The sequence below is a fragment of the Collimonas sp. GW821-FHT02H07 genome, from assembly GCF_059421505.1.
Genome location: NZ_JBWKVC010000003.1, coordinates 269,330 through 290,815, shown reverse-complemented (window position 1 = coordinate 290,815; position 21,486 = coordinate 269,330). Strand labels below are relative to the sequence as shown.

The 21,486-nt window shown below is 61.1% G+C and carries 21 protein-coding genes; 11 read left to right on the top strand and 10 right to left on the bottom strand.

The annotated features are described in order from the left end of the window. Positions 1-46 precede the first annotated feature (46 nt). The gene (locus AC07V8_RS07370; protein ID WP_494679010.1) at positions 47-580 is read left to right on the top strand and encodes a PadR family transcriptional regulator; all 534 of its coding nucleotides are present in this window, start codon (positions 47-49) and stop codon (positions 578-580) included. A gap of 106 nt (positions 581-686) precedes the next feature. On the opposite strand, the gene sbcB is transcribed toward AC07V8_RS07370, so the two are convergent. Beyond that, positions 687-2,120, bottom strand: coding sequence for an exodeoxyribonuclease I (gene sbcB / locus AC07V8_RS07365; RefSeq protein WP_494679011.1), 1,434 nt, complete (start codon positions 2,118-2,120; stop codon positions 687-689). Positions 2,121-2,476: 356 nt separating this feature from the next. On the opposite strand from sbcB, the gene AC07V8_RS07360 reads away from it, so the two are divergent. Then, entirely contained in the window at positions 2,477-2,650 is a 174-nt protein-coding gene (locus AC07V8_RS07360) for a DUF3563 family protein (protein ID WP_231880138.1), read from the top strand. A 231-nt stretch (positions 2,651-2,881) separates the two neighbouring features. Here the strand turns inward: AC07V8_RS07360 and AC07V8_RS07355 are convergent, their stop codons facing one another. Next, entirely contained in the window at positions 2,882-3,184 is a 303-nt protein-coding gene (locus AC07V8_RS07355) for an antibiotic biosynthesis monooxygenase family protein (RefSeq protein ID WP_098493538.1), read from the bottom strand. A 148-nt stretch (positions 3,185-3,332) separates the two neighbouring features. Between AC07V8_RS07355 and AC07V8_RS07350 the strand changes: the two genes are divergently transcribed. Both AC07V8_RS07350 and AC07V8_RS07345 read left to right on the top strand, forming a co-directional pair. Beyond that, positions 3,333-3,851: a DUF1269 domain-containing protein gene (locus AC07V8_RS07350; RefSeq protein ID WP_494679012.1), complete on the top strand. Its 519-nt coding sequence runs from the start codon at positions 3,333-3,335 to the stop codon at positions 3,849-3,851. Between the two features lie 224 nt (positions 3,852-4,075). Then, entirely contained in the window at positions 4,076-5,371 is a 1,296-nt protein-coding gene (locus tag AC07V8_RS07345; RefSeq protein ID WP_494679013.1) for a solute carrier family 23 protein, read from the top strand. Between the two features lie 72 nt (positions 5,372-5,443). Here the strand turns inward: AC07V8_RS07345 and AC07V8_RS07340 are convergent, their stop codons facing one another. Beyond that, positions 5,444-7,027 (bottom strand): BCCT family transporter, encoded by a 1,584-nt coding sequence (locus AC07V8_RS07340; RefSeq protein WP_494679014.1) that lies wholly within the window; start codon positions 7,025-7,027, stop codon positions 5,444-5,446. 268 nt (positions 7,028-7,295) lie between these two features. On the opposite strand from AC07V8_RS07340, the gene betI reads away from it, so the two are divergent. Genes betI through betA form a run of 3 tightly spaced genes read left to right on the top strand, consistent with a single transcriptional unit; the run spans position 7,296 to position 11,134 of the window. Next, a complete protein-coding gene (gene betI, locus AC07V8_RS07335) occupies positions 7,296-7,892 on the top strand; it encodes a transcriptional regulator BetI (RefSeq protein ID WP_494679090.1) in 597 nt (198 codons plus the stop codon). Positions 7,893-7,933: 41 nt separating this feature from the next. Further along, complete coding sequence (gene betB / locus AC07V8_RS07330; RefSeq protein ID WP_494679015.1) at positions 7,934-9,406, top strand: betaine-aldehyde dehydrogenase; 1,473 nt, start codon at positions 7,934-7,936, stop codon at positions 9,404-9,406. A 57-nt stretch (positions 9,407-9,463) separates the two neighbouring features. Continuing rightward, a complete protein-coding gene (gene betA / locus AC07V8_RS07325) occupies positions 9,464-11,134 on the top strand; it encodes a choline dehydrogenase (RefSeq protein WP_494679016.1) in 1,671 nt (556 codons plus the stop codon). A gap of 251 nt (positions 11,135-11,385) precedes the next feature. On the opposite strand, the gene AC07V8_RS07320 is transcribed toward betA, so the two are convergent. After that, complete coding sequence (locus tag AC07V8_RS07320; RefSeq protein WP_494679017.1) at positions 11,386-12,645, bottom strand: MFS transporter; 1,260 nt, start codon at positions 12,643-12,645, stop codon at positions 11,386-11,388. Positions 12,646-12,784: 139 nt separating this feature from the next. On the opposite strand from AC07V8_RS07320, the gene AC07V8_RS07315 reads away from it, so the two are divergent. After that, positions 12,785-13,699 carry a LysR family transcriptional regulator gene (locus tag AC07V8_RS07315; protein ID WP_494679018.1) on the top strand — a complete coding sequence of 305 codons (915 nt, stop codon included), beginning with the start codon at positions 12,785-12,787 and terminating at the stop codon, positions 13,697-13,699. Positions 13,700-13,782: 83 nt separating this feature from the next. Here the strand turns inward: AC07V8_RS07315 and AC07V8_RS07310 are convergent, their stop codons facing one another. The 6 genes from AC07V8_RS07310 to AC07V8_RS07285 all read right to left on the bottom strand — a co-directional run bounded on the left by AC07V8_RS07310 (position 13,783) and on the right by AC07V8_RS07285 (position 19,322). Further along, positions 13,783-14,292, bottom strand: coding sequence for a DUF1993 domain-containing protein (locus AC07V8_RS07310; RefSeq protein ID WP_494679019.1), 510 nt, complete (start codon positions 14,290-14,292; stop codon positions 13,783-13,785). A gap of 93 nt (positions 14,293-14,385) precedes the next feature. Then, complete coding sequence (locus tag AC07V8_RS07305; RefSeq protein WP_494679020.1) at positions 14,386-14,970, bottom strand: DUF4429 domain-containing protein; 585 nt, start codon at positions 14,968-14,970, stop codon at positions 14,386-14,388. Between the two features lie 199 nt (positions 14,971-15,169). Then, positions 15,170-16,945, bottom strand: coding sequence for a glutamine--tRNA ligase/YqeY domain fusion protein (locus AC07V8_RS07300; RefSeq protein ID WP_494679021.1), 1,776 nt, complete (start codon positions 16,943-16,945; stop codon positions 15,170-15,172). 192 nt (positions 16,946-17,137) lie between these two features. Next, a complete protein-coding gene (locus AC07V8_RS07295; protein ID WP_494679022.1) occupies positions 17,138-17,932 on the bottom strand; it encodes a LytR/AlgR family response regulator transcription factor in 795 nt (264 codons plus the stop codon). After that, entirely contained in the window at positions 17,929-19,041 is a 1,113-nt protein-coding gene (locus AC07V8_RS07290; RefSeq protein WP_494679023.1) for a sensor histidine kinase, read from the bottom strand. Before AC07V8_RS07290 ends, AC07V8_RS07295 begins: the two co-directional genes overlap by 4 nt. After that, positions 19,038-19,322, bottom strand: coding sequence for a 2TM domain-containing protein (locus AC07V8_RS07285; RefSeq protein ID WP_494679024.1), 285 nt, complete (start codon positions 19,320-19,322; stop codon positions 19,038-19,040). Before AC07V8_RS07285 ends, AC07V8_RS07290 begins: the two co-directional genes overlap by 4 nt. Before the next feature lie 229 nt (positions 19,323-19,551). Between AC07V8_RS07285 and ugpQ the strand changes: the two genes are divergently transcribed. The 3 genes from ugpQ to AC07V8_RS07270 all read left to right on the top strand — a co-directional run bounded on the left by ugpQ (position 19,552) and on the right by AC07V8_RS07270 (position 21,327). Beyond that, positions 19,552-20,328, top strand: coding sequence for a glycerophosphodiester phosphodiesterase (ugpQ, locus tag AC07V8_RS07280; protein ID WP_494679025.1), 777 nt, complete (start codon positions 19,552-19,554; stop codon positions 20,326-20,328). 124 nt (positions 20,329-20,452) lie between these two features. After that, the gene (locus AC07V8_RS07275; protein WP_494679026.1) at positions 20,453-21,040 is read left to right on the top strand and encodes a hypothetical protein; all 588 of its coding nucleotides are present in this window, start codon (positions 20,453-20,455) and stop codon (positions 21,038-21,040) included. Between the two features lie 62 nt (positions 21,041-21,102). Next, positions 21,103-21,327 (top strand): hypothetical protein, encoded by a 225-nt coding sequence (locus tag AC07V8_RS07270; RefSeq protein ID WP_494679027.1) that lies wholly within the window; start codon positions 21,103-21,105, stop codon positions 21,325-21,327. Positions 21,328-21,486: the final 159 nt, after the last annotated feature.

Below are 21,486 nucleotides of genomic sequence, written 5' to 3'. Positions count from 1 at the left end.
AGGAAGAGCTATGTTTGGTCATAGAAGAGGCTGCGACCACAGCCGTATGCATCAAGGTCATGAAAGGCAACATCGAGGCGGCGGTCTGTTCGAGCGCGGCGGCCGGCGTGAAGGCGGCCGTGGCGGCCGCATGTTTGAACAGGGCAGCCTGCGCCTGGTGATACTCAATCTGTTGCAGGAAAAGCCACGCCACGGCTACGAAGTCATCAAGGCGATCGAAGAATTGGTCGGCGGCGATTACAGCCCGAGCCCGGGCGTGATCTATCCCACCCTGACCCTGCTGGAAGAGCTGGGCTATGCGGCTATCGAAGCGGAAGCGGGCGGCAAGAAGCTGTATCGCCTGACGCCAGAGGGCGCGGCGTTCCTGGCGGCCAATAGCGAAGCCTTGAACCTGGCGCTGCAACGGCTGGAAGCAGCGCAACGCGCATCCGGCAGTTCGGCGCCTGAATTGAAGCGCGCTATCCAGAATTTCAGGATGGCGATACACACCCGGCTGGAAAAAGGCGAACTCACGCAAGAGCAGATCCATGCCATCGTCGATGCCATCGACCTGGCTGCGGTGAAGATCGAGCGCGCCTGAGACCGAGTAAATAAACGGGGCCAGGATAGTTTTCGTGCAGCTGATCGAAAACTATCCTGGCCCCGCTTTGTTGCTGTGGCTCTGGCGTGCGCCGCGGCCAGCACGCTTATTCCCGCGCCGGCGCAATCATCTCGGCGTAGTCATACAGGGCGCCGAGGACTTCTTCGCCGCGCTCGTCCGCTGTCTCCGACAGCTTGTCGATCTCTTCAAACAGCATGTCGATCGTGCGCGCCTTGCCTTCGCCGTCGAACAGGCGCGCTGCGCGATGCTCTTCCCAGCGTTCCTGCTCCGCCGGGACCAGGGTGTCGGGAAAATTGCGGGCACGGTAGCGGAAGGTCAGTTCTTCCAGCCGCTGGTCGTCGAAACTGATATGCGCCGCCGCCAGCTTTTGCGGCGTCATGGCGCGCAGCTCGTTCAGCTTGCGCCTGTCGTTATTGCCGACAAAGCCGCCGTACAAGTCCTCGTCGACATCGCTTGCGCCTTCGTCCGGACGCTGGAACACCTGGCGCCACAGGCCGCTCAGATCGGGCGCCCGCGCCGCGATTTCCGCATGTTTCAGAGCCTGTGGAATATCGATGCCCCAATGCGCCGCCATGTCGCCCGACAGGGTTTGCAGCTTGTTGATCACCATTGGCGATTTATTCAGGTGCACCGATTTCAAGGGTAGCCGCGTCACGCCTTCCGGCAGGTCGGCCGACTTGCTGAACAGGCGGGTGCGTACGGTGTCGGCGTCGAGAGCAAACAGTTCGCTCGGATCGTAGGCCAGGTCCCAGGCCAGTATTTCATTCTTGTTGGTCGGATGCACGCCGAGCGGCCACATGACCGCGAGGCAGCCGTGCTCGGCCGGGAACATGCCCGAAATATGCAGGAAGGGACGCGGCGTCGGCAGGCCGATTTCGGCACCGGCGCGGTCTTTCTTGTGCAGCGCCAGGCAGAAGTCGAACAGCTTGGGCTGGTGCTGGCGGATCAGACGCGCCAGGGCGATCGTCGCCCGCACATCGGACAGCGCGTCGTGCGCCGCTTCGTGGCTGAGGCCGTTGGCCTTGGTCAGCAGTTCGAGGCGGAAACTGGGCCGTCCTTCGTCATTGATGGGCCACTGGATGCCGTCCGGCCGCAGCGCATAGGCGGTGCGCACTACGTCCAGGATGTCCCAGCGGCCGCACTGGTTTTGCCATTCGCGCGCATAGGGATCGATCAGGTTGCGCCAGAACAGGAAGCGCGTGACTTCATCGTCGAAGCGGATGGTGTTGTAGCCGACACCGATGGTGCCGGGTTCGGAAAACGCCTTTTCAATCCGGGCAGCGAACTGGTGCTCTGGAATGCCATGCTGCAGGCAATGCTGCGGCGTGATGCCAGTGATCAGGCAAGACTGCGGATCCGGCAGGAAGTCGTTTGCCGGCTGGCAATACAGCATGATCGGTTCGCCGATTTCATTGAGCTCGGCGTCGGTGCGGATCGCCGCAAACTGGGCCGGGCGATCGCGGCGCGGCTGCACGCCGAAGGTTTCGTAGTCGTGCCAGAGGAAGGTGTGGTTAGACATCGGAGCTAGGCTGGTAAGGAAGGTGCTGCAGTTTACAGGCATCTTTCCATGCCTGTATAGCAGTTTTACAACACATCAAGACAAATCCTGAGAGTGCTCGGAAAACCGCGTGTAGCCCCTTAAATTCACAAAACTGATAACTGCTATTGGCAATCGAAATTGGATAATTAATGGGGAAACGCTATTCTGATTGTGCGACGCAACAATTGGCTTGCGGTGAACGCAAAACGAAAGAGGAATTCATCATGTCTACAATGACAATCAGCAACAGTTCTAGTATTGCCCGTCCAGCCCCAGCAGCCCGTCCTGCTGCCGTGAGCCGTCCAGCAGCACCTGCTGCGCAAAGCGCCAGCTCCCTGAGCAAGGTCGCCGCATTCTTCAAGCGTCTCGGTACCGCCTACGAGCGTTCGGAAGCTGCGCGCAAGGAAGCCTACTTGGCAGAAGCCGTCGACTTGTACGATCTGGAATACCGCATGCAACGCCTGGACCGTGAAAGCGCCCAGACTGCAGCATGGATCAAGGGTTTCTAAGACCGCATCACAGTCTGAAATTGACTGAGCTTGGGCGTTATTGCCGGAATTGCCGGCAATTGGTAGTCGGCTGCAGCCGTTTGCAGCGAGCAGTATAGCTTTAGCAGTAGTTTCAACATCCGTAGTACATCGTCGCTGCGTAGCAGTCGGGCATCCCGCCGGCATTGGCCGTCAGAACGGGTTGCCCTGCTGCTCACACAGTGCACGTCTTCTTATTTCCCCGCCCTGCAATCAATGCGATTCTGTCAAGAGCGTAAAGTGCTCGACGGTCGGCGCGACGGCAAAAAACGGTCCTACCAGCGCCCGCCAGTCGGTAAATGCCGGCGATTCGCGGAAATCCACGGTGTGGTTTTCCAGGGTTTGCCAGAGAATGGTCAGGACGTAGCGCTCCGGCGATTCAATTCCTTTGTGCACCTTGTAACCGGCAAAGCCCTTGGCCTTGCTGATGATCTGCTCGACTCCGCGCTGGATCGCGGCGTCGAATTCCTGTTGCTTGCCTGGCTGGATACGGATATCGGCTAATTCGAGGATCATGGGGTTTCCATCGTGATTGGTTAACTGAGTGGCGATTGTCGCATTTTTCATTGTTTCGGGTTGTTCACGGCGCCAGGCGCCAATCAGACTTTGTGGATTCGAGCACGATTGACTATGCTGAAGGCATAACCAGTCATAGGAGACCATCATGTTGGGCAGACAAAGGCTTTACTTCATGTTGCCGGATGTTCCCAGTGCGCGCGGTATGCTGGATGATTTGTTGCTGGCGCGGGTAGGGATCAGGCATATCCACTTCTGGGCCGCCGACGGCAAATTACCGGCAGATATGCCGGAAGCCAATGTGTTCCATAAGACCGACCTGGCCAACGGCGCGGAAGTCGGCTTGCTGGCTGGCGGCGTGATCGGCCTGCTGCTGGGCATGTGGCTGGTGTATTTCCCGCCCGAGTGGGTGCATTTGAACTGGCTGGCGCTGGTCGCGCTGACCCTGGCCGGCGCGGTGCTGGGCAGCTGGATGTCGGGCATGGCGGCGGCGGCCTTGCCGAATTCCCGCCTGAAAGCCTTCCATGCCGGTATCGAAGAAGGCAAGATCCTGCTGCTGGTCGACGTGCCGTTCAAGCGCGTGCCGGAAATCGAGGAGCTGCTTGAAAAGCGCCATCCGGAAGCATCGTTCTCCGGGGTTGAAAAGCATATTCCGGTTTTCCCGTAGCATCGTTGAACCGGCGATGAAAAAGCACCGTGCCGCCGGCCGGTGCTTTTTTTGCGTCCGTGGCGTCGATTTCTTCTGCTTTTCTCCCGATCTCGATTGTTATTTCATGGCCGCCTTCGTACACTAGCCTCCGGTTAAAAACAAAATCAATCACACGATTCAGCCATCTTCCTGCGGTCCGCGGGCGGCAAGCAGATGGCTGGTCGGCATACAGGGAGGAACACATGGCAGGATCTTATTTTCCCAGGTGGCGTTTGCGCGCCAGCACCGCGGACGGGCAGGGCCAGGTCATCGCCGCCGACGAGCGCCTGCCTTGGCCGCAGACTTTTGCCATGGGCGTGCAGCACGTGGTGGCGATGTTCGGTTCGACCGTGCTGGCGCCGTTGCTGATGGGCTTCGATCCGAACCTGGCGATTTTCATGTCAGGCATCGGCACCTTGCTGTTCTTCGTGCTGGTGGGCGGCCGTGTGCCGAGCTACCTCGGCTCCAGCTTTTCCTTCATCGGCCTGGTGATCGCCGTCAGCGCGTATGGCGGACACGGCTTGAACGCCAATCTCGGCGTGGCGCTGGGCGGCATCATTGCCTGCGGTGTGCTGTATGCGCTGATCGGCTTGCTGGTGATGGCGATCGGCACGCGCTGGATCGAAACCCTGATGCCGCCGGTGGTCACCGGCGCGGTGGTGGCGGTGATCGGCCTGAACCTGGCGCCGATCGCGGTCAAGGGCGTCAGCGGCAACAACTTCGACGCCTGGATGGCCTTGGGTACGGTGCTGTGCGTCGGCGCCGTCGCGGTATTCGCGCGCGGCATGCTGCAGCGTTTGCTGATCCTGGTCGGCCTGATGCTGGCCTATGTCATCTATGCCGTGCTGACCAACGGCGCCGGCCTCGGCAAGCCGATTGACTTTGCCATGGTCGCCAACGCCGCCTGGTTCGGCATCCCGCATTTCTCGGCGCCGGTATTCAAGGCCGACGCCATGGCCTTGCTGGCGCCTATCGCCATCATCCTGGTGGCGGAAAACCTCGGCCATATCAAGGCGGTGGCCGCCATGACCGGGCAGAACCTGGACAAATACATGGGCCGCGCCTTCGTCGGCGACGGCCTGGCGACCATCGTCTCCGGCAGCGTCGGCGGCACCGGCGTGACCACTTATGCGGAAAACATCGGCGTGATGGCGGTCACCAAGATCTATTCGACGCTGGTGTTCGTGGTGGCAGCCTGCCTGGCGATCATCCTCGGCTTCTCGCCGAAATTCGGCGCCGTGATCCAGACCATTCCCGGTGCGGTGCTGGGCGGCGTCTCGATCGTGGTGTTCGGCCTGATCGCGGTGTCGGGCGCGCGGATCTGGGTCGAGAACAAGGTGGATTTTTCCGATAACCGTAACCTGATCGTGGCGGCCGTGACGCTGGTGCTGGGCGCCGGCGACTTTACCCTGAAGCTGGGACAGTTCTCGCTGGGCGGCATCGGCACCGCGACTTTTGGGGCGATCATCTTGCATGCTCTGTTACGGAAGAAGTCCTGAGGCGGAAGTCCGTTGTGATTCGCATGAAAAAAAAGCTGCGCATTGCGTAGCTTTTTTTACAGCTGGTTTTGGCTATGTTTGGCTGACTGTCTTTACCATGGTTTTGGGGGCCGCCGCGGGTTTGAATTCCATCCGCAGGCTCTTCATCAGGCACACCATATACAGCGCGAGCACCACTGAAAACGGCAGGGACGCCAGCACGATGGTGGTCTGGATGGAACTGATGTTATCCGCGAACATCAAGCCCACCGTCACCGCCATGATCAGCGCCGACCAGAAAATGCGCAGCCAGTGCGGCGCATCGCCTTCGCCGCCGTTGCTGCTGTCGCGGATCGACAGGTTGGCCAGCATCACGGCGCCGGAATCGGCCGGCGTCAGGAACAGCACGAAGCCGACGAAGATCGCCACGCCCGACATCGCCGTGCCAAACGGATAATGGGCCAGCAGTTTGTACATGGTCATGGCCGGCTGCTGCAGCGCGGTCTGGCTCAGCTCGGCGGCGCCGTGGTTGATCAGCAGGTCAAGCGCGCTGTTGCCGAACACCGACAGCCATACCAGGGTAAAGGCCAGCGGCAGCAGCAGCACGCCGGTCACCACTTCGCGGATGGTGCGGCCGCGCGAGATGCGGGCGACGAACAGGCCGACGAACGGCGCCCAGGAAATCCACCAGGCCCAGTAGAACAGGGTCCATTTGCCGAGCCAGTCGCTGGGGCGGTCGTAGGCGTACAGGTCGAATGTCTTGCCGACGAAATTGCTGACGTAGTCGCCCAGGTTCTGGATCAGGGCGTTCAGCAGGTGCAGGGTCGGTCCCATCGACAAGGCGAAGATCAGCAGGCTGGCAAACAGCACCACGTTCAGATTCGACAGGCGACGTATTCCTGTCTCGATCCCTGAGACGGCCGCCAGCGTGGCGACGATCGTCATCACGATGATGACCGCCAGCAGCGTGCCATGGCTGTTTTGCAAGCCGAACAGATGCTCCAGGCCGGCGCTGATCTGCAGCGAGCCGATGCCGAGGTTGCTGACCAGGCCCAGCACCGTCACCACGATGCCGAAGCAATCCACCGCATGACCGGCGACGCCGTGCACGCGTTCGCCCAGCAAGGGATACAAGGCGGTGCGCAAAGCTAGCGGCTGCTTGTGGCGATACGCAAAATATCCCAGCGCCACCGCGATCAGAGCGTAGATGGCCCAGCCGTGCAGGCCCCAGTGGAGGAAGGTCAGGGTCATCGCCTGGCTGGCGGCTGCCGGTGTCGCGGCTGTCCCCTGCGGCGGATACAGGTAATGCGTAATAGGTTCCGAAGCGCCGAAATAGAGCAGCGAAATCCCGATCCCGGAAGAGAACAGCATGCCGGCCCAGGCGCCGTAACTGAAGGCCGGCTGCTCATCGTCCGTGCCCAGTTTTATCTTGCCGTAAGGCGAGGCCGCCAGCCAGACGATGAAGCCGAGATAGGCGGCGACGACCAGCATGTAGTACCAGCCGAAACTGTTGGCCAGCATTACCTGGGCTTGCGACAGCCAGGTGGTCGAGGCCTGAGGGAAAGCGATGATGACGATGGTGAAAGCGATGATCAGCAGCGCCGATGAAAAAAATACCGGGCGGTTGAGCCCGATCTTGGCCGGCAAGCTGCCGGCAATGGTAGTCGCCGCGCTCATTGGGTTTGCCCGCGGCTTGCTGGCATGGCTGGTTGGTGTCTCGTATTTGCTTGTCGTTGCATTTGAATAAACCTCATTCCGATTCTGTTGCCGGGTATGGATATTGTTTCCAAAAGAAAATGTTGTGTTGTGACTGACATTGTAACGAGAGCCTAAACTTAAATTGATTGAACGTCCAATCAATTTAAATTATACTGATTTCACGCAGCGGAATACGGCCCGCTTTCCGCGAACGCAATGGGAGAGTGAGTTGAGGAAAAGAAACGAGATGCAGCCGCTGCGCCGCAAGCAGCTGATCCAGGCGACGCTGGAAGTGATCGACCGGGTCGGCCTGGCGGACGCCACGATTGCCCTGATCGCCAGACAGGCGGGCCTGTCGACCGGCATCATCAGCCACTATTTCGGCGACAAAAGCGGTTTGCTGGAAGCCACCATGCGCCAGATCCTGCACGACCTGAGCGCGGATACCCGGCGCCGCCGCAACGAACTCAGCACCGACAGCGCCGCCGCCCATCTGCGCGCCATCGTCGACGCCAATTTCAACGACAGCCAGGTGAGCGGGCCGGTGATGAAAACCTGGCTGGCGTTCTGGTCTTCCAGCATGCACCAGGAATCCCTGCGCCGGCTGCAGCATGTCAACGACCAGCGCCTGCGCTCCAACCTGTGCTGCCAATTTCAGCGCGAACTGCCGCTGCTGCAGGCACGCCAGGCTGCGCGCGGGCTGGCCGCCATGATCGACGGACTATGGCTGCGCGGTTCCTTGTCCGGCACGGCTTTCGATGCCGATGCGGCCCGGCAGATGGCGTACGAATATCTGGATTACCAACTGGCAAAGAAGAGCGGCGCAGCCACGGCAGCGGCCTGATCTTTGACCTATCTGACAGCAACCCATTGAGGAGAATCTGCATGCCTGTTTTCAAGCAACAACAACTTTACATTGGCGGCCGCCGTGTCGACGCCAGCGGCAGCGATACCTTCCAGACTATCAATCCCGCCAACGGCGAAGTGCTGGCTGAAGTCCAGCGCGCCACCAAGGAAGACGTCGACCGCGCTGTCGCCAGCGCCAGGCAGGGCCAGCGCGTCTGGGCTGCGCAAACCGCGATGCAGCGTTCGCGCGTACTGCGCCGTGCGGTCGCCATCCTGCGTGAGCGCAATGACGAACTGGCTGCGCTGGAAACCCTGGACACTGGCAAGGCGCTGTCGGAAACCCGTGCGGTCGATATCGTCACCGGCGCCGATGTGCTCGAATACTACGCCGGCCTGGTGCCGTCTATCGAAGGCACGCAAATCCCGCTGCGCGAAAGCTCGTTTGTCTATACCCGCCGTGAACCGCTGGGCGTGGTGGCCGGCATAGGCGCCTGGAATTATCCGATCCAGATCGCCCTGTGGAAATCGGCGCCGGCGCTGGCGGCAGGCAATGCCATGATTTTCAAGCCAAGCGAAGTGACGCCGCTGAGCACGCTCAAGCTGGCCGAAATCTACACTGAAGCAGGCTTGCCTGACGGCGTCTTCAATGTCCTGACCGGCAGCGGCCGCGAAGTCGGCACCTGGCTGACCGAGCATGCCGGCATCGAAAAAATCTCTTTCACCGGCGGCACCGCTACCGGCAAGAAGGTGATGGCCAGCGCTTCCAGCTCGACCTTGAAGGAAGTGACGATGGAACTGGGCGGCAAGTCGCCGCTGATCGTGTTTGCCGATGCCGACCTGGAGCGCGCCGCCGACGTCGCCGTCATGGCCAATTTCTACAGCTCCGGCCAGGTCTGCACCAACGGCACGCGGGTCTTCGTGCACAGTTCGGTCAAGCAGGCGTTTGAAGCCAAGGTGCTGGAGCGGGTGGCGCGCATCCGTCTCGGCATGCCGCTCGACGCCGGCACCAACTTCGGTCCGCTGGTCAGCTTCCCGCACATGGACAGCGTGCTGTCCTACATCGAATCCGGCATCGCCCAAGGCGCGCGCCTGCTGATCGGCGGCAAGCGCGAAGTCAACGGCGCCTTCGCCCAGGGCGCGTTCGTGCAGCCGACCGTCTTCACCGACTGCCGCGACGACATGAAGATCGTGCGCGAAGAAATCTTCGGCCCGGTCATGTGCATCCTCGGCTTCGAGGAAGAAGATGAAGTGATCCGCCGCGCCAACGACACCGAATACGGCCTGGCGGCGGGGCTGATGACTGAAAACCTGAGCCGCGCCCACCGCGTCATTCATCAGCTGGAAGCCGGCATCTGCTGGATCAATACCTGGGGCGAATCGGCGGCGGAAATGCCGGTGGGCGGCTACAAGCAATCCGGCGTCGGCCGCGAAAACGGCCTGACCACGCTGGAGCATTACACCCGCATCAAATCGATTCAGGTGGAGCTGGGCGCCTATACCTCGGTGTTCTAAAAGCCGTCGGATTTCATCACGCTGCCGCGCGAGCGGCAGCGGCAAGCAAGGAGCATCATGCAACAAGCAAAAGAATACGACTACATCATCATCGGCGCCGGTTCGGCCGGCAATGTACTGGCGACCCGCCTGACGGAAGACGCCGGCACCACCGTGCTGCTGCTGGAAGCCGGCGGTCCCGATTACCGCTTCGATTTCCGCACCCAGATGCCGGCGGCGCTGGCGTTTCCGCTGCAAGGGCGGCGCTATAACTGGGCCTATGAAACCGATCCGGAACCGCACATGAACGGCCGCCGCATGGAGTGCGGCCGCGGCAAGGGCCTGGGCGGGTCGTCGCTGATCAACGGCATGTGCTATATCCGCGGCAATGCGCTCGACTACGATCATTGGGCCAGGCGCGAAGGCCTGGAAAACTGGTCTTACCTGGATTGCCTGCCATACTTCAAGAAGGCCGAAACACGCGATATCGGCGGCAACGATTATCACGGCGGCGACGGTCCGGTCAGCGTCACCACGCCGAAGAGCGGCAACAATGTGCTCTATCACGCGATGGTGGAAGCCGGCGTGCAGGCGGGCTATCCGCGCACCGACGACCTCAACGGCTACCAGCAGGAAGGCTTCGGTCCGATGGACCGCACCACCACGCCGCATGGACGGCGCGCCAGCACTGCGCGCGGCTACCTGGACCAGGCGCGCGCGCGGCCCAACCTGACCATCGTCACCCACGCCTTGACCGACCGTATCCTGTTCGCCGGCAAGCGCGCCGTCGGCGTCGCCTGGCTGCACAAGGAACAGCCGCAAACGGCGCAGGCCCGGCGCGAAGTACTGCTGTGTTCGGGCGCGATCGCCTCGCCGCAGATCCTGCAGCGTTCCGGCGTCGGCCCGGCGGCGCTGTTGCGCCAGCATGACATTCCGGTGCTGCTGGATTTGCCTGGCGTCGGCGCCAACCTGCAAGACCATCTGGAAATCTACCAGCAATACGAATGCAAGCAGCCGGTATCGCTGGCGCCAGCGCTCAAGCCCTGGAACCAGCCGCAGATCGGCGCTGAATGGCTGCTGATGGGAAGCGGCGTCGGCGCCAGCAACCAGTTCGAAGCCGGCGGCTTCATCCGCAGCGACGACAGTTTCGAGTGGCCGAACATCCAGTATCACTTCCTGCCGGTGGCGATCAATTACAACGGCAGCAATCCGATCAAGGTGCACAGCTTCCAGGCGCACATGGGATCGATGCGTTCGCCCAGCCGCGGCCGCATCCATCTGCGCTCGAAAGATCCACGCCAGCATCCGAGCATCCTGTTCAACTACATGTCGACCGAGCAGGACTGGCAGGAATTCCGCAACGGCATCCGCATCACGCGCGAGATCATCGCCCAGCAAGCCTTGTCCGCCTACGCCGGCCGTGAAATTTCCCCGGGCGTGCAAGTGCAGAGCGATGCCGAGCTGGATGCCTTCGTCCGCCAGCATGCGGAAACCGCCTTCCACCCATCCTGTTCCAACGCTATGGGCTACGACGAGATGGCGGTGGTGGATAACCAGGGACGGGTGCACGGCCTGGATGGCTTGCGCGTGGTGGATGCCTCCATCATGCCGCTGATCACCACCGGCAACCTGAATGCGCCGACCATCATGATCGCCGAAAAAATCGCCGATCAGATCCGTGGCCGTGATCCGCTGCCTCGGGTTGACGTGCCGTATTACGTCGCTGGCAGCAATCCCGCCAGGAAATAAGCGGAACGCTTGGTTATTTTTTTCCGGCGCAATGTCTGGCCGGAGTAAGGCCATAAAACTGCAATCTGCTTTTCGTCGCGCTTAATACACGCAGCTAACTGGGGGCAGAGTGGACTTTCTGCGCGCTTTTTGCAGAAACTCCACTCTGCCCCCACTTAGCGGGCCACGGAGCACATGCCTCTGTCCATTTTCTGTGACGATGTCATGGATGATGAAACTCTCGGTAACTTGCCACGCTGGATATCCACGGCTCAATGTTTTTGCAGCACGCCGATCACCAGCGTAGCCACTGCATAAGCAATCCCCAGCAGGCAAACCGCAGTCCAGCCGCCATTTACCCAGGCCAGCGCCGCGCTGGCCGCGCCGAGCGCACCGCCGACGAAAAAAATCCCGACAAATAAGCCGTTCAATCTGCCGCGCGCTTCCGGCTGCAGCAGGTTGATGGCGCGCCGGCCCAGCGTCTGGTCGGTGGTGACGCCGGCATCCAGGCCGATTGCTGCCAGCACCAGCATGGCGATCGCCAGCAAGGGGTGCGCGGCCGCTGTAAAGCCGCCCCAGCCGGCGCCGGCGATGCCGGCCAGCAGCAAGGCTGCAATCATCGTCAGGTGCGCCGCATGACTGGCAGGGCGGCTCCAGCCGCGGTCGCCGATGCGGCCGGCGAGCGGCGCGGCGATGGCGCCGGCGGCCCCGGCCAGCGCAAACAAGGCGATATGGCGCTGGTCCAGATGGAAGGGCGCTTGCGTCAGCAGCAGCGCGACGGCGGTCCAGAACAGGCTGAAGGTGGCCATCCCCAATGCCGCGGTCAGGGCGCGCCGGCGCAGCACCGGCTGGCTCAGCAGCAGATGCCACAGGGATGTGATCAAGGCCAGGTAAGACAGGCCGGCGAGCGGTTGCCGCCTCGGCAGCGTGCGGCTCAGGGTGGCCGCCACCAACGCCACCGACATCGTCAGCACCAGGTATAGCAAGCGCCAGCCGCCGAGATCCACCAGCAGGCTGGCCAGCGGCCGCGACAGCAGGATTCCCAGCATCAGGCCGCTCATCACATTGCCGACCACGCGGCCGCGCTGCGCTTCGGGCGCCAGCAGGGCGGCCAGCGGCACCATGATCTGGATCGCGCTGGAAGCGCTGCCGGCCAGAAAGATCGCCAGCAGGAACAGCCAGCCGGAAGTCGACACCGTAGCCGTCGCCAGGGCCAGTGCGCAGCAGGCCAGCAGGCGCACGATCAGGCGGCGGTTTTCCAGCAGGTCGGCCAATGGCACCAGCAGGATCAGGCCGGCAGCGTAGCCCAGCTGCGGCAGCATGGCGACCATGCCGCTCAGGCGGGGATCCAGGCCCAGCGCTGCTGCGATAGTGGCGATCAGGGTCTGGGTGGCGAACAGGTTGATCACGGTGACGCCGACCGCGGTGGCAAACAGCATCTGCAGCGCGGAGGTGATGCCGCCGCTGGCGGCGGGCAGGGCGATGGGGTGTGTGGCCGGATAGGCGGCGTTGGGAGGCAGGGGTGCATTCATGGCATTTTTCACATGGCAAGGCTGGCAGCGGGAGCAGCGGAGTCCGTTCCCTGGCAAGCGTTTTTCAACGCAGTGATTGTGCATCCGCGATCTTTATGCTACAAGTGAATTATTATCATAACTATTATGCGAGTTTGTTATGAACACCCATGACATCGAAGCCTTTGTCGCCGTGGTCGAGACCGGTTCGATCATTGCCGCCGCCACCCGCCTGCATCTGACCCAGCCTGGCATCAGCCGGCGCGTCCAAAGCCTGGAGGACAGGCTGGGGGTGGCGCTGCTGGAGCGGCAGTCGAAGCCGCTCAAGCCTACCGCGGCTGGCAGGGAAGTCTATGAGCGCGGCCGCCGCGTGCTGGGTTCGGTGGCCGATCTGCTGGCCGGGGTGGAACCGGGTTCGCAGGCGAGCGGCGAATTCCGCCTGGGGGTGGCGCCATTCCTGGCGGAACTGGCGCTGACCCATCCGATTGATTGCCTGCGCAGCGAGTTCACCAAGCTGACTTTGCGCATTACCACCGGCTGGTCGCCAGCTTTGCTGACTCTGCTGGAAAGCAATGCGATCGATGCGGCGGCGGCGGTCTTGCCGGATGATGTCATGCCGCCCAATACCCTCACGGCCCATCTGCTCGGGCATCAAATGCCCTTGATCGTCGCCAGCCAGGCATCGTCGTTGTGCAGCAATGGCAGTGTATCTTTGGCGCAACTGGCAAGCCATGCCTGGGTGCTGAACCAGGATGGCTGCGGCATACGCCGTTCCATCCGGCACGCGTTGGATGCGGCGCGTTTGCCGGTCGACGTGGCGGTCGAAACCTTCGGCACGGAGTTGCAGCTGTCGCTGGTGGCGCGCGGCATCGGCATCGGCATGATCATGCCTGGGGCGTGGGCGCGCAGCGCCTTCCGCGATCAGCTCAAGGTGCTGGACGTGCCTGAGTTCAAGGGCGGCGTGAACACCTGGCTGGTGCATGCCAGGACTCCCGGCCGCGTGGCGGCGCCGATCGACCGCTTGCGGCTGGACATGAGCGCGATGCTGGAGGAAGAGCTGCGCCTGCTGTCATGAATGGTGACATGCCGTGACGGCAGACAGCCATGAAAAAAGCGGCTCGAGGCCGCTTTTCAAATCAACAGAAAATCCTGTCGGGCTTAGTAAGCGCCCATGAAGTCGCGCTTGCCGATTTCCACACCGTTGTGGCGCAGGATGTCGTAGGCAGTGGTGACGTGGAAAAAGAATTGCGGCAGGCCGTAGCCCAGCAGGTAAGTCTGGCCGTTCAGTTTTTTCTCTTTCGGCGTGCCAGGACGCAAGACGATTTCCAGCGCTTCGCTGCCATCGATTTTTTCCGCCGGCAAGCTGTCGATGAATGCCAGCGTCTTCTTGATGCGGGCATGCAGGTCGGCAAAGCTTTGTTCGCTATCTTCATAGGAAGGAACTTCGGCGCCGGCCAGGCGTGCCGGCACGCTCTTGGCGAAGTCGGCGGCGATCTGCACCTGGCGCACCAGCGGGAACATGTCCGGGAACAGGCGTGCCTGCAGCAGCGCGTTCGGATCGATCTTCTTTTCGGCGACGTGCGCCTCGGCTTTTGCCAGGACGTCGCTGAGGGCGTTCAGCATTTGCTTGAAGACGGGAATGGAGGTGCTGTACATGGAGATGGTCATGAGTATTCCTTGGTTGGTGGTCGCGTGATGCGGGAGGAAAGGTGCATGATTATAGTGCTTGCGTGGCGAGTCCGCTGAGCGCGGCTCAAACGGCTAAAGACCCAGCAGTTTGCGCTTGGCGGCGACCCATTCGGCACGTGAAATCAATCCCTGCTTGTACTGTTCCGCCACCCGGTCCAGCGCATCGAAATCGACAGGCGGACGTTCTGCAGGGATTATCGGGGCAGCAATTGCAGGTGCAATGAATGCAGGAGCAGCGATCTCGGACGTGGTTGTCTCGGATGCAGTTATTTCAGGTGCGCTTGCTTCGACTGCTGTTATCTCTGGCGCTGGCAACAGCAGCATCGGCGCAGGCTGGTTAGCCGCGATCTTTTTTTCAACAGCGGTTTTCAGCAGCGTGAAACGGGACAGTTGCCGGCCGTTGAATAATACGGTGTTGCCATCGCTGGCGGCGCGGATCAGGCTGGCGTCGACTGCTTCGCCGTTGACCAGGAAAAAGCGGATATAGCCGTTGCTGAAGAGGTTGGGCAACTGAATGCGGACCCCGCTCAACTCAGTGAGCAGGATATCCTTGTCGCCGTTGCGGGCCTGCGTCAGGCGGGCCATGGCGCCCGCGCGCTTGATCTGAATCCGGTCACTGAGTAGCGTTACCTGGCCGTTTACGCCCCGTACTTGCATCTCTACCTGTATAACCGCTAGCCCCACGTTTGCTTACCCTGTATTTACTTTTACTACCTATTTGGCGTCATATCAGCGCAAAACGCTGATGCTTATAGCCAGTTAATGTAACACCGGCTGCAAAATGAATAAAGACGCCAGACCGAATTTACGGTGTAGCGTCTTTCTTTGTTGTCGCCTGGAAAAATGAGGCGGACTGTTACTTGCTCCAGCTATCCTTCAAGGTGACAGTCCGGTTGAACACCGGCTTGCCAGGCAGCGAGTCAACGCGGTCGGCGATGAAATAGCCATGCCGTTCGAACTGATAGCGCTCTTCCGCCTTGGCATCTTTGAGGCCCGGTTCGAGATAGGCGGTGATGACTTCCTTGGCGTTCGGATTCAAGGCTGCCTTGAAGTCCTTGCCGCCGGCATCCGGATGCGGATCGGTGAACAGGCGGTCGTACAGCCGCACTTCCGCTTCCAGCGCATGGGCCACGCTGATCCAGTGGATATTGCCCTTGACCTTGTAGTTGGCGCTGCCTTCCGTACCGCTCTTGCTGTCAGGAAAATACGTGCAGTGCACGGCAGTAACCTTGCCATCGGCATCCTTATCGAAACCGGTGCACTCGACCACGAAACCATGGCGCAGGCGCACCCGGCTGCCCGGCTTGTCGGCGGTCGGCGGGAACAGGCGGAAATAGCCTTTGACCGGCGTTTCCATGAAGTCTTCCTGCTCGATCCACAGCGTGTTGCTGATGGGGAAATGACGCAGTGCGGTGGCGTGCTCCGGATGCGCCGGCGGATAGACCGGCGCATGGCAGGCCACGGTCTCGCCTTCCGGGAAATTGTCGATGATCAGTTTCAGCGGCCGCAGCACCGCCGAGGCGCGCGGCGCCTTCGGGTCGAGGTCTTCGCGCAGCGCGCCTTCCAGCGAACTCATGTCGATCCAGCCGTCCGACTTGGTGACGCCGGTGCGGTCGCAAAACAGTTGCACCGATTCAGGCGTGAAGCCGCGGCGGCGGATGCCGACCAGGGTGGGCATGCGCGGATCGTCCCAGCCGTCGACGATGCCTTCGTCCACCAGCTGGCGCAGCTTGCGCTTGCTGGTGATCACATAGGTGACGTTGAGGCGCGAGAATTCGTACTGGTGCGGCACCGGCTTTTGCAGGAAACCGGCGCTGCTCAGGTGTTCCAGGATCCAGTCGTAGAACGGCCGGTGATCCTGGAATTCCAGGGTGCAGACCGAGTGCGAAATGTTTTCCAGCGCATCGGAAATCGGATGCGTGTAGTCGTACATCGGGTAGATGCACCACTTGTCGCCGGTGCGGTGATGATGGGCGTGGCGGATCCGGTAGATGGCCGGGTCGCGCAGGTTCATGTTGGGCGAGGCCATGTCGATCTTGGCGCGCACGATGTGCTCGCCGTCCTTGAATTCGCCCGCTTTCATGCGGCGGAACAAATCCAGCGACTCGGCCGCGGGACGGTTGCGGAACGGCGAATCCTTGCCCGCCTCGCCGAAATTGCCGCGGTTGGCAGCCATTTCGTCGGCGCTCTGGCTGTCGACATAGGCCAGGCCGGCGGTGATCAGGTATTCCGCCATTGCATACAGCTTGTCGAAGTAGTTGCTGGCGAAGTAAAGATGCTCGCCTGTGCTGTCTTTCCAGTCGAAGCCGAGCCAGCGCACGCTGTCGATGATGGTGTCGACGTATTCCTGTTCTTCTTTTTCCGGATTGGTGTCGTCGAAGCGCAAATGGCAACGGCCGGCGTAATCGCGCGCCAGGCCGAAGTTGACGCAGATCGACTTGGCGTGACCGATATGCAGGTAGCCGTTAGGCTCCGGCGGAAAGCGCGTGACCACTTGCGGCAATGGCTGACCCTGGCTGTCCTGGCGGCCGGCATAGGCGCCAGCCGTCAAATCGGTTTCGATGATGCCGCGCAGGAAATTGGACGAGGCAGGGGCAGGTGGGGTGTGGCCGTTGGTGTGATCTGTGCTCATGGAGGATTTATTTATACGCTTTGCAGAATGAGGTGATGGCTCATTTTACCGTAGCGTGGCGCTTTGCAGGCAGCCCGCTAGGGATTTTGTTGCACTGCGATTCAGCAATCGCAAAAAGGGTGATGGGGGACACGAATTTGTTGTCAAAAAAAAGCATCTCCACTGTCATAGGCCGATGCAAAGCGCCGACCTCTACATTTGCTTGAAAAGATGCGCAAATACCCGGCTGACCGCCAGGCTTTCGCCGCGTCCGCGCAGCTTCAGGGACAGCTTGCCGCTTTCGTCGCGTATCGCCATCTGGATGCACTGGTGGTTGACGATGGTGCCGCGGTGCACCTGCCAGAACTGGCGGCTGTCGATCTGCGGCAGCAATTCCTTGAGGCTGGTGCGTATCAGCGATTCGCTGTCGGCGGTGACGACGTTGATGTATTTGTCGCTGGCTTCGAAATAGATCACCTCGTTGATCGGGATCATGCGGATCTGGTTGCCGACCGCGGCCCGTATCATGGTCAGCGGCTCGGCGCTGGTGCGGGGTTGCATATTTTGCAACTGGCCGATCAGGCGGTCGAGCGCGGCATTGCCGTCGCCGTTTTGCTGCAGGCGCTGCTGCAGGCGGGCGATGGTCTTGCCCAGGCGGGCATCGCTGATCGGCTTCAGCACGTAATCGGCGGCGGCATGTTCGAAGGCGGAGATCGCGTATTCGTCGTAGGCGGTGACAAACACGATCAGCGGAAATGCATCGTTCTCCGGCCATTCCTCAGCCAGTTCCTGGGCCGCTTCCAGACCGCTTTTGCCGGGCATCTTGATATCCAGGAACAGGATGTCGGGACGCTGCTTCAGGGTTTGTTCGACCACCGCCTGGCCGTTGTCGACGCTGGCGACGATCTGCAGTTCCGGCCACAGGCGCTGCAAGGCCTGCAGCAGCGCCGCCGCCAGGATCGGTTCGTCTTCGGCTATCAGGGCGCGCAGATGGGATGGTGTAGTCATGACAGGACAGGGAGTTGGAGTTGGGCGATGACGCCGTGCGGCAGATTGGGCTTGACGCTCAGGCTGGCCTGCGAACCGTACAGCGCCTGCAGGCGTTCGTGGATATTGCTGAGACCGATGTGGCTGCCCTGGCTGGCGGGCGTCTGTAACGGTTCGGCAGCCAGCCCGAGGCCGGTATCGCAGACATCGAGCAGCAGCAGCTGGCCTTGGCAGCTGGCGCTGACGTCGATGCGGCCGCCTTCGATCTTGGGTTCCAGGCCATGCTTGATGGCGTTTTCCACCAGCGGCTGCAGCAGCATCGGCGCAATCACGGTGTCGCGCAAGGCAGCCGGCAGTTGCAGCTCGAAGCTGAGGCGGCTGCCCATGCGCAGCGACATCAGTTCCAGATAGGCTTCCATCAGGCTGAATTCCTGCGCCAGCGTGGTTTGCTCGATGCGCGAAGAAGACAGCGAGGCGCGCAGGAACTGGATCAGCTGGTCCAGCATCTGCTGCGCCCGCGCCGCATCCAGCGCGATCAGGCTTTGCAAGGTGGCCAGTGTATTGAACAGCATGTGTGGTTCGATCTGCGCCTGCAGCATCTGCAGCTGCGCCTGCAAGGCTTGTTTCTCGACGGCGGCGGCGCGCGCTCTTTCGGTGGCGGCCTGGTTGCGCAGCTCAGCCAGCGTGCTGAGGTTCCAGAAGAACAGGGTGGCGCCGACGCAGACCGAGACGGTCAGGATAATCAGGCCGAGGCCGCTAACATTCATATACATGGAAGAAAAATTATCTGTGGGCAGTCCGAGCAGCAGGTCGGCCAGGCGGATGCCGATAAACTGGGCGATGCCAGCCGCCACCAGTATGTAAGCGAGGAAATGCACTTTGGGCGGCGTAGCGTTGCGCCAGACCAGGGAGCGGCCAGCTTCGATCAGCACCATCGCCGTCAGGCCGATGCACAGCGAAAACACCAGGTTAGGCAGGAACTGGTCGCTGAGGCGCATCACGTAAGTCACAATCACGGCGCACATGACGTCGATGCCGAGATTGATGTACAGGGTGCGCAGCAGGCGCCGCGCCAGCGGTTCGGCGGCGGGCGGCAATGCGCTTGGCGGTAATGTCGTGCTTGGCTTCATGGTGGTGGAGTACGGTGATGTTTTTGTAATTCTCGTTCTATCGTGCGCTGCTTCCACTGCGCGCCCGGGTCCCTGAGGAACACCGCCAGGCCGTGGAACAGCAGGCCGATGCCCCAGCCCAGGATCGGTCCCAGCACCCAAGGCTGACCGGGATTATGCAAGAAATTCAGCAGCAACAGGCCGCTGTTTACAAGCAAATAGACCGCCAGGTGCAGATAAAAGCCGATTTTACGTTCGACCTGGCGGCGGGCGTCCTGCAAATTCTGGTTGGCGTCGTTCATGGCAGTCCTTGATGGAGTGGGAGTAAGGCTATTTTGGGCCGGCTCGCTATCGCCAAAAAGCGAAATGCGACGAAAGCGGAATTGCGTGGCGCGAATCGCCGCCGGCAGTCGCCGATTGCCAAAATACCTAAATCCATTAAGAATGAGGTTAGCGACGGCCTGCCGGCAGCAGAAACTGCCCGCACAACACGCCTGTCATTCTTGCAATTTCGATAGAAAGAGACGATTCATGTGGCCTTATCCCAAAATAGTCGCGCATCGCGGCGGCGGCACGCTGGCGCCGGAAAACACCATTGCAGCGATGCGCTGCGGCCTGGAGCACGGTTTCCACGCGGTCGAGTTCGACGTCATGCTGTCGCGCGACGGCGTGCCGATCCTGATGCACGATCCAGTGTTCGGCCGCACCGTGCGCGGCGTCGGCAAAGTCGCCGATTTCAACGCCGACCAGCTGACAGCCATGGACGCCGGCAGCTGGCTGGGGCCGCAGTTTGCCGGCGAGCGCATCTGCACCTATCGCCAGGTGCTGGACTTCTGCCGCCAGAACGCGATCTGGATGAATGTCGAAATCAAACCGGCCGAGGGGTTTGAAATAGAGACCGGACGCGTGGTCGCGCAGCTGACCGAGGAAGTCTTCGAGGCTGAACTGGCGGCTCACACAGCAGCGGGCCAGGGCACTTGGCCGGACCCGGCCTTGCCCTTGTTTTCTTCATTTTCCTTTGATGCGCTGCGCGCCGCCCAAGTCGCCGCGCCGGACATCCCGCGCGGTTTCCTGAGCGACGCCATCGAGGACGACTGGCGGCAGCGGCTGGAAGAACTGGATGCCGTGGCGCTCCACACCAATCACAAATACCTGTCGCCGATGCAGGCACAGGCGGTCAAGCAGGCCGGCTACGGCTTGTTTTGCTATACCGTGAATACCCCGGCGCGGGCGACCGAGATACTGGGCTGGGGCGTGGACGGTTTCTGTACCGACCGGATCGATCTGATTGCGGCCGATTTCGCCTAATACTTAGTTTTACGATTCGTTACACGGCTTACAAATCCTTGGTCGGCGTACGGTCGCAGCTGGCGTTTAAGGTCACATGAGCAAGCTGCTCATCAGCCCAACCAGCCACACCGAAAGGACTACCATGAAAACCACAAAATCGATCTCCTTCCTGCTGACCGCGCTCGTCACCACCATGTTGGCAGCGCCGGTCTTCGCCCAGACCGCCGCCAGCGAAACCCAGCGCGACGTCAACCAGCAGAACCGGATCGAAAGCGGCTTGAAGTCGGGCCAGCTGACCACGCGCGAAGCCGGCCAGCTGGAGCATCAGGAAGCCCGGATCGACCGCACCGAAGCCAATGCCCTCAAGAACGGCAACCTGAGTCCGGCGGAAAAAGCCCGGATCCAGGGCATGCAGAACAAGGTCAGCCAGAACATCAATGCAGACAAGCATAACGGCGCGGTCGGCAATCCGAATTCGGTCTCCAGCCAGCGCATGCAGGCCGATGTGCAGCGCAACGCCAATCAGGAGCAGCGGATCGAAAACGGCATCAAGTCCGGCAGCCTGGACAAGCGCCAGGTCGGCAATCTGCAGCGCGGCGAAGCGCATGTCGACCGCACCGAAGCTCGTGTTGCCCGCAACGGTCATGTCAACGCAAATGAACAGGCCCGCGTTAATCGAGTGCAGAACCGAGTTTCAGGCCGTATTCATCGTGACAAGACGAATGGCTGATCCTGTGTTATCTTTAGTGCAATAAATTCACTTGTTTTTATTTAACTGAAAAGGATGTCCAAATGAAGATCAATAAATTGCTGGCTGCCGTAGTCGTCGCTGCTTTCGCTCTGCCAGTCATGGCGCAAACCGCTGCTCCAGCCCCGGCTCCAGCGCCTGCCGCACCGATGGCCGCTCCTGCTGCCGCTGCTCCGGATGCCGCTCCAGCCAAGACCATGAAAAAGCACAAGAAGCATCACCACAAGAGCCACAAGATCACCGCGACACCAGTGAACAAAGGCGCTTGATAGCGCGCAGTACGGCTGCGCAGTGCAGCGGATACCGGGGCGGATTCAGGCCGGATTTATCTGAATTCCTTACCTGATATCATTGAAAGCCCGCCGGGAGCGATCCCGCCGGGCTTTTTTCATGCGCTTCCTGCTGAATCGCTCGGCAGGTATCACGTA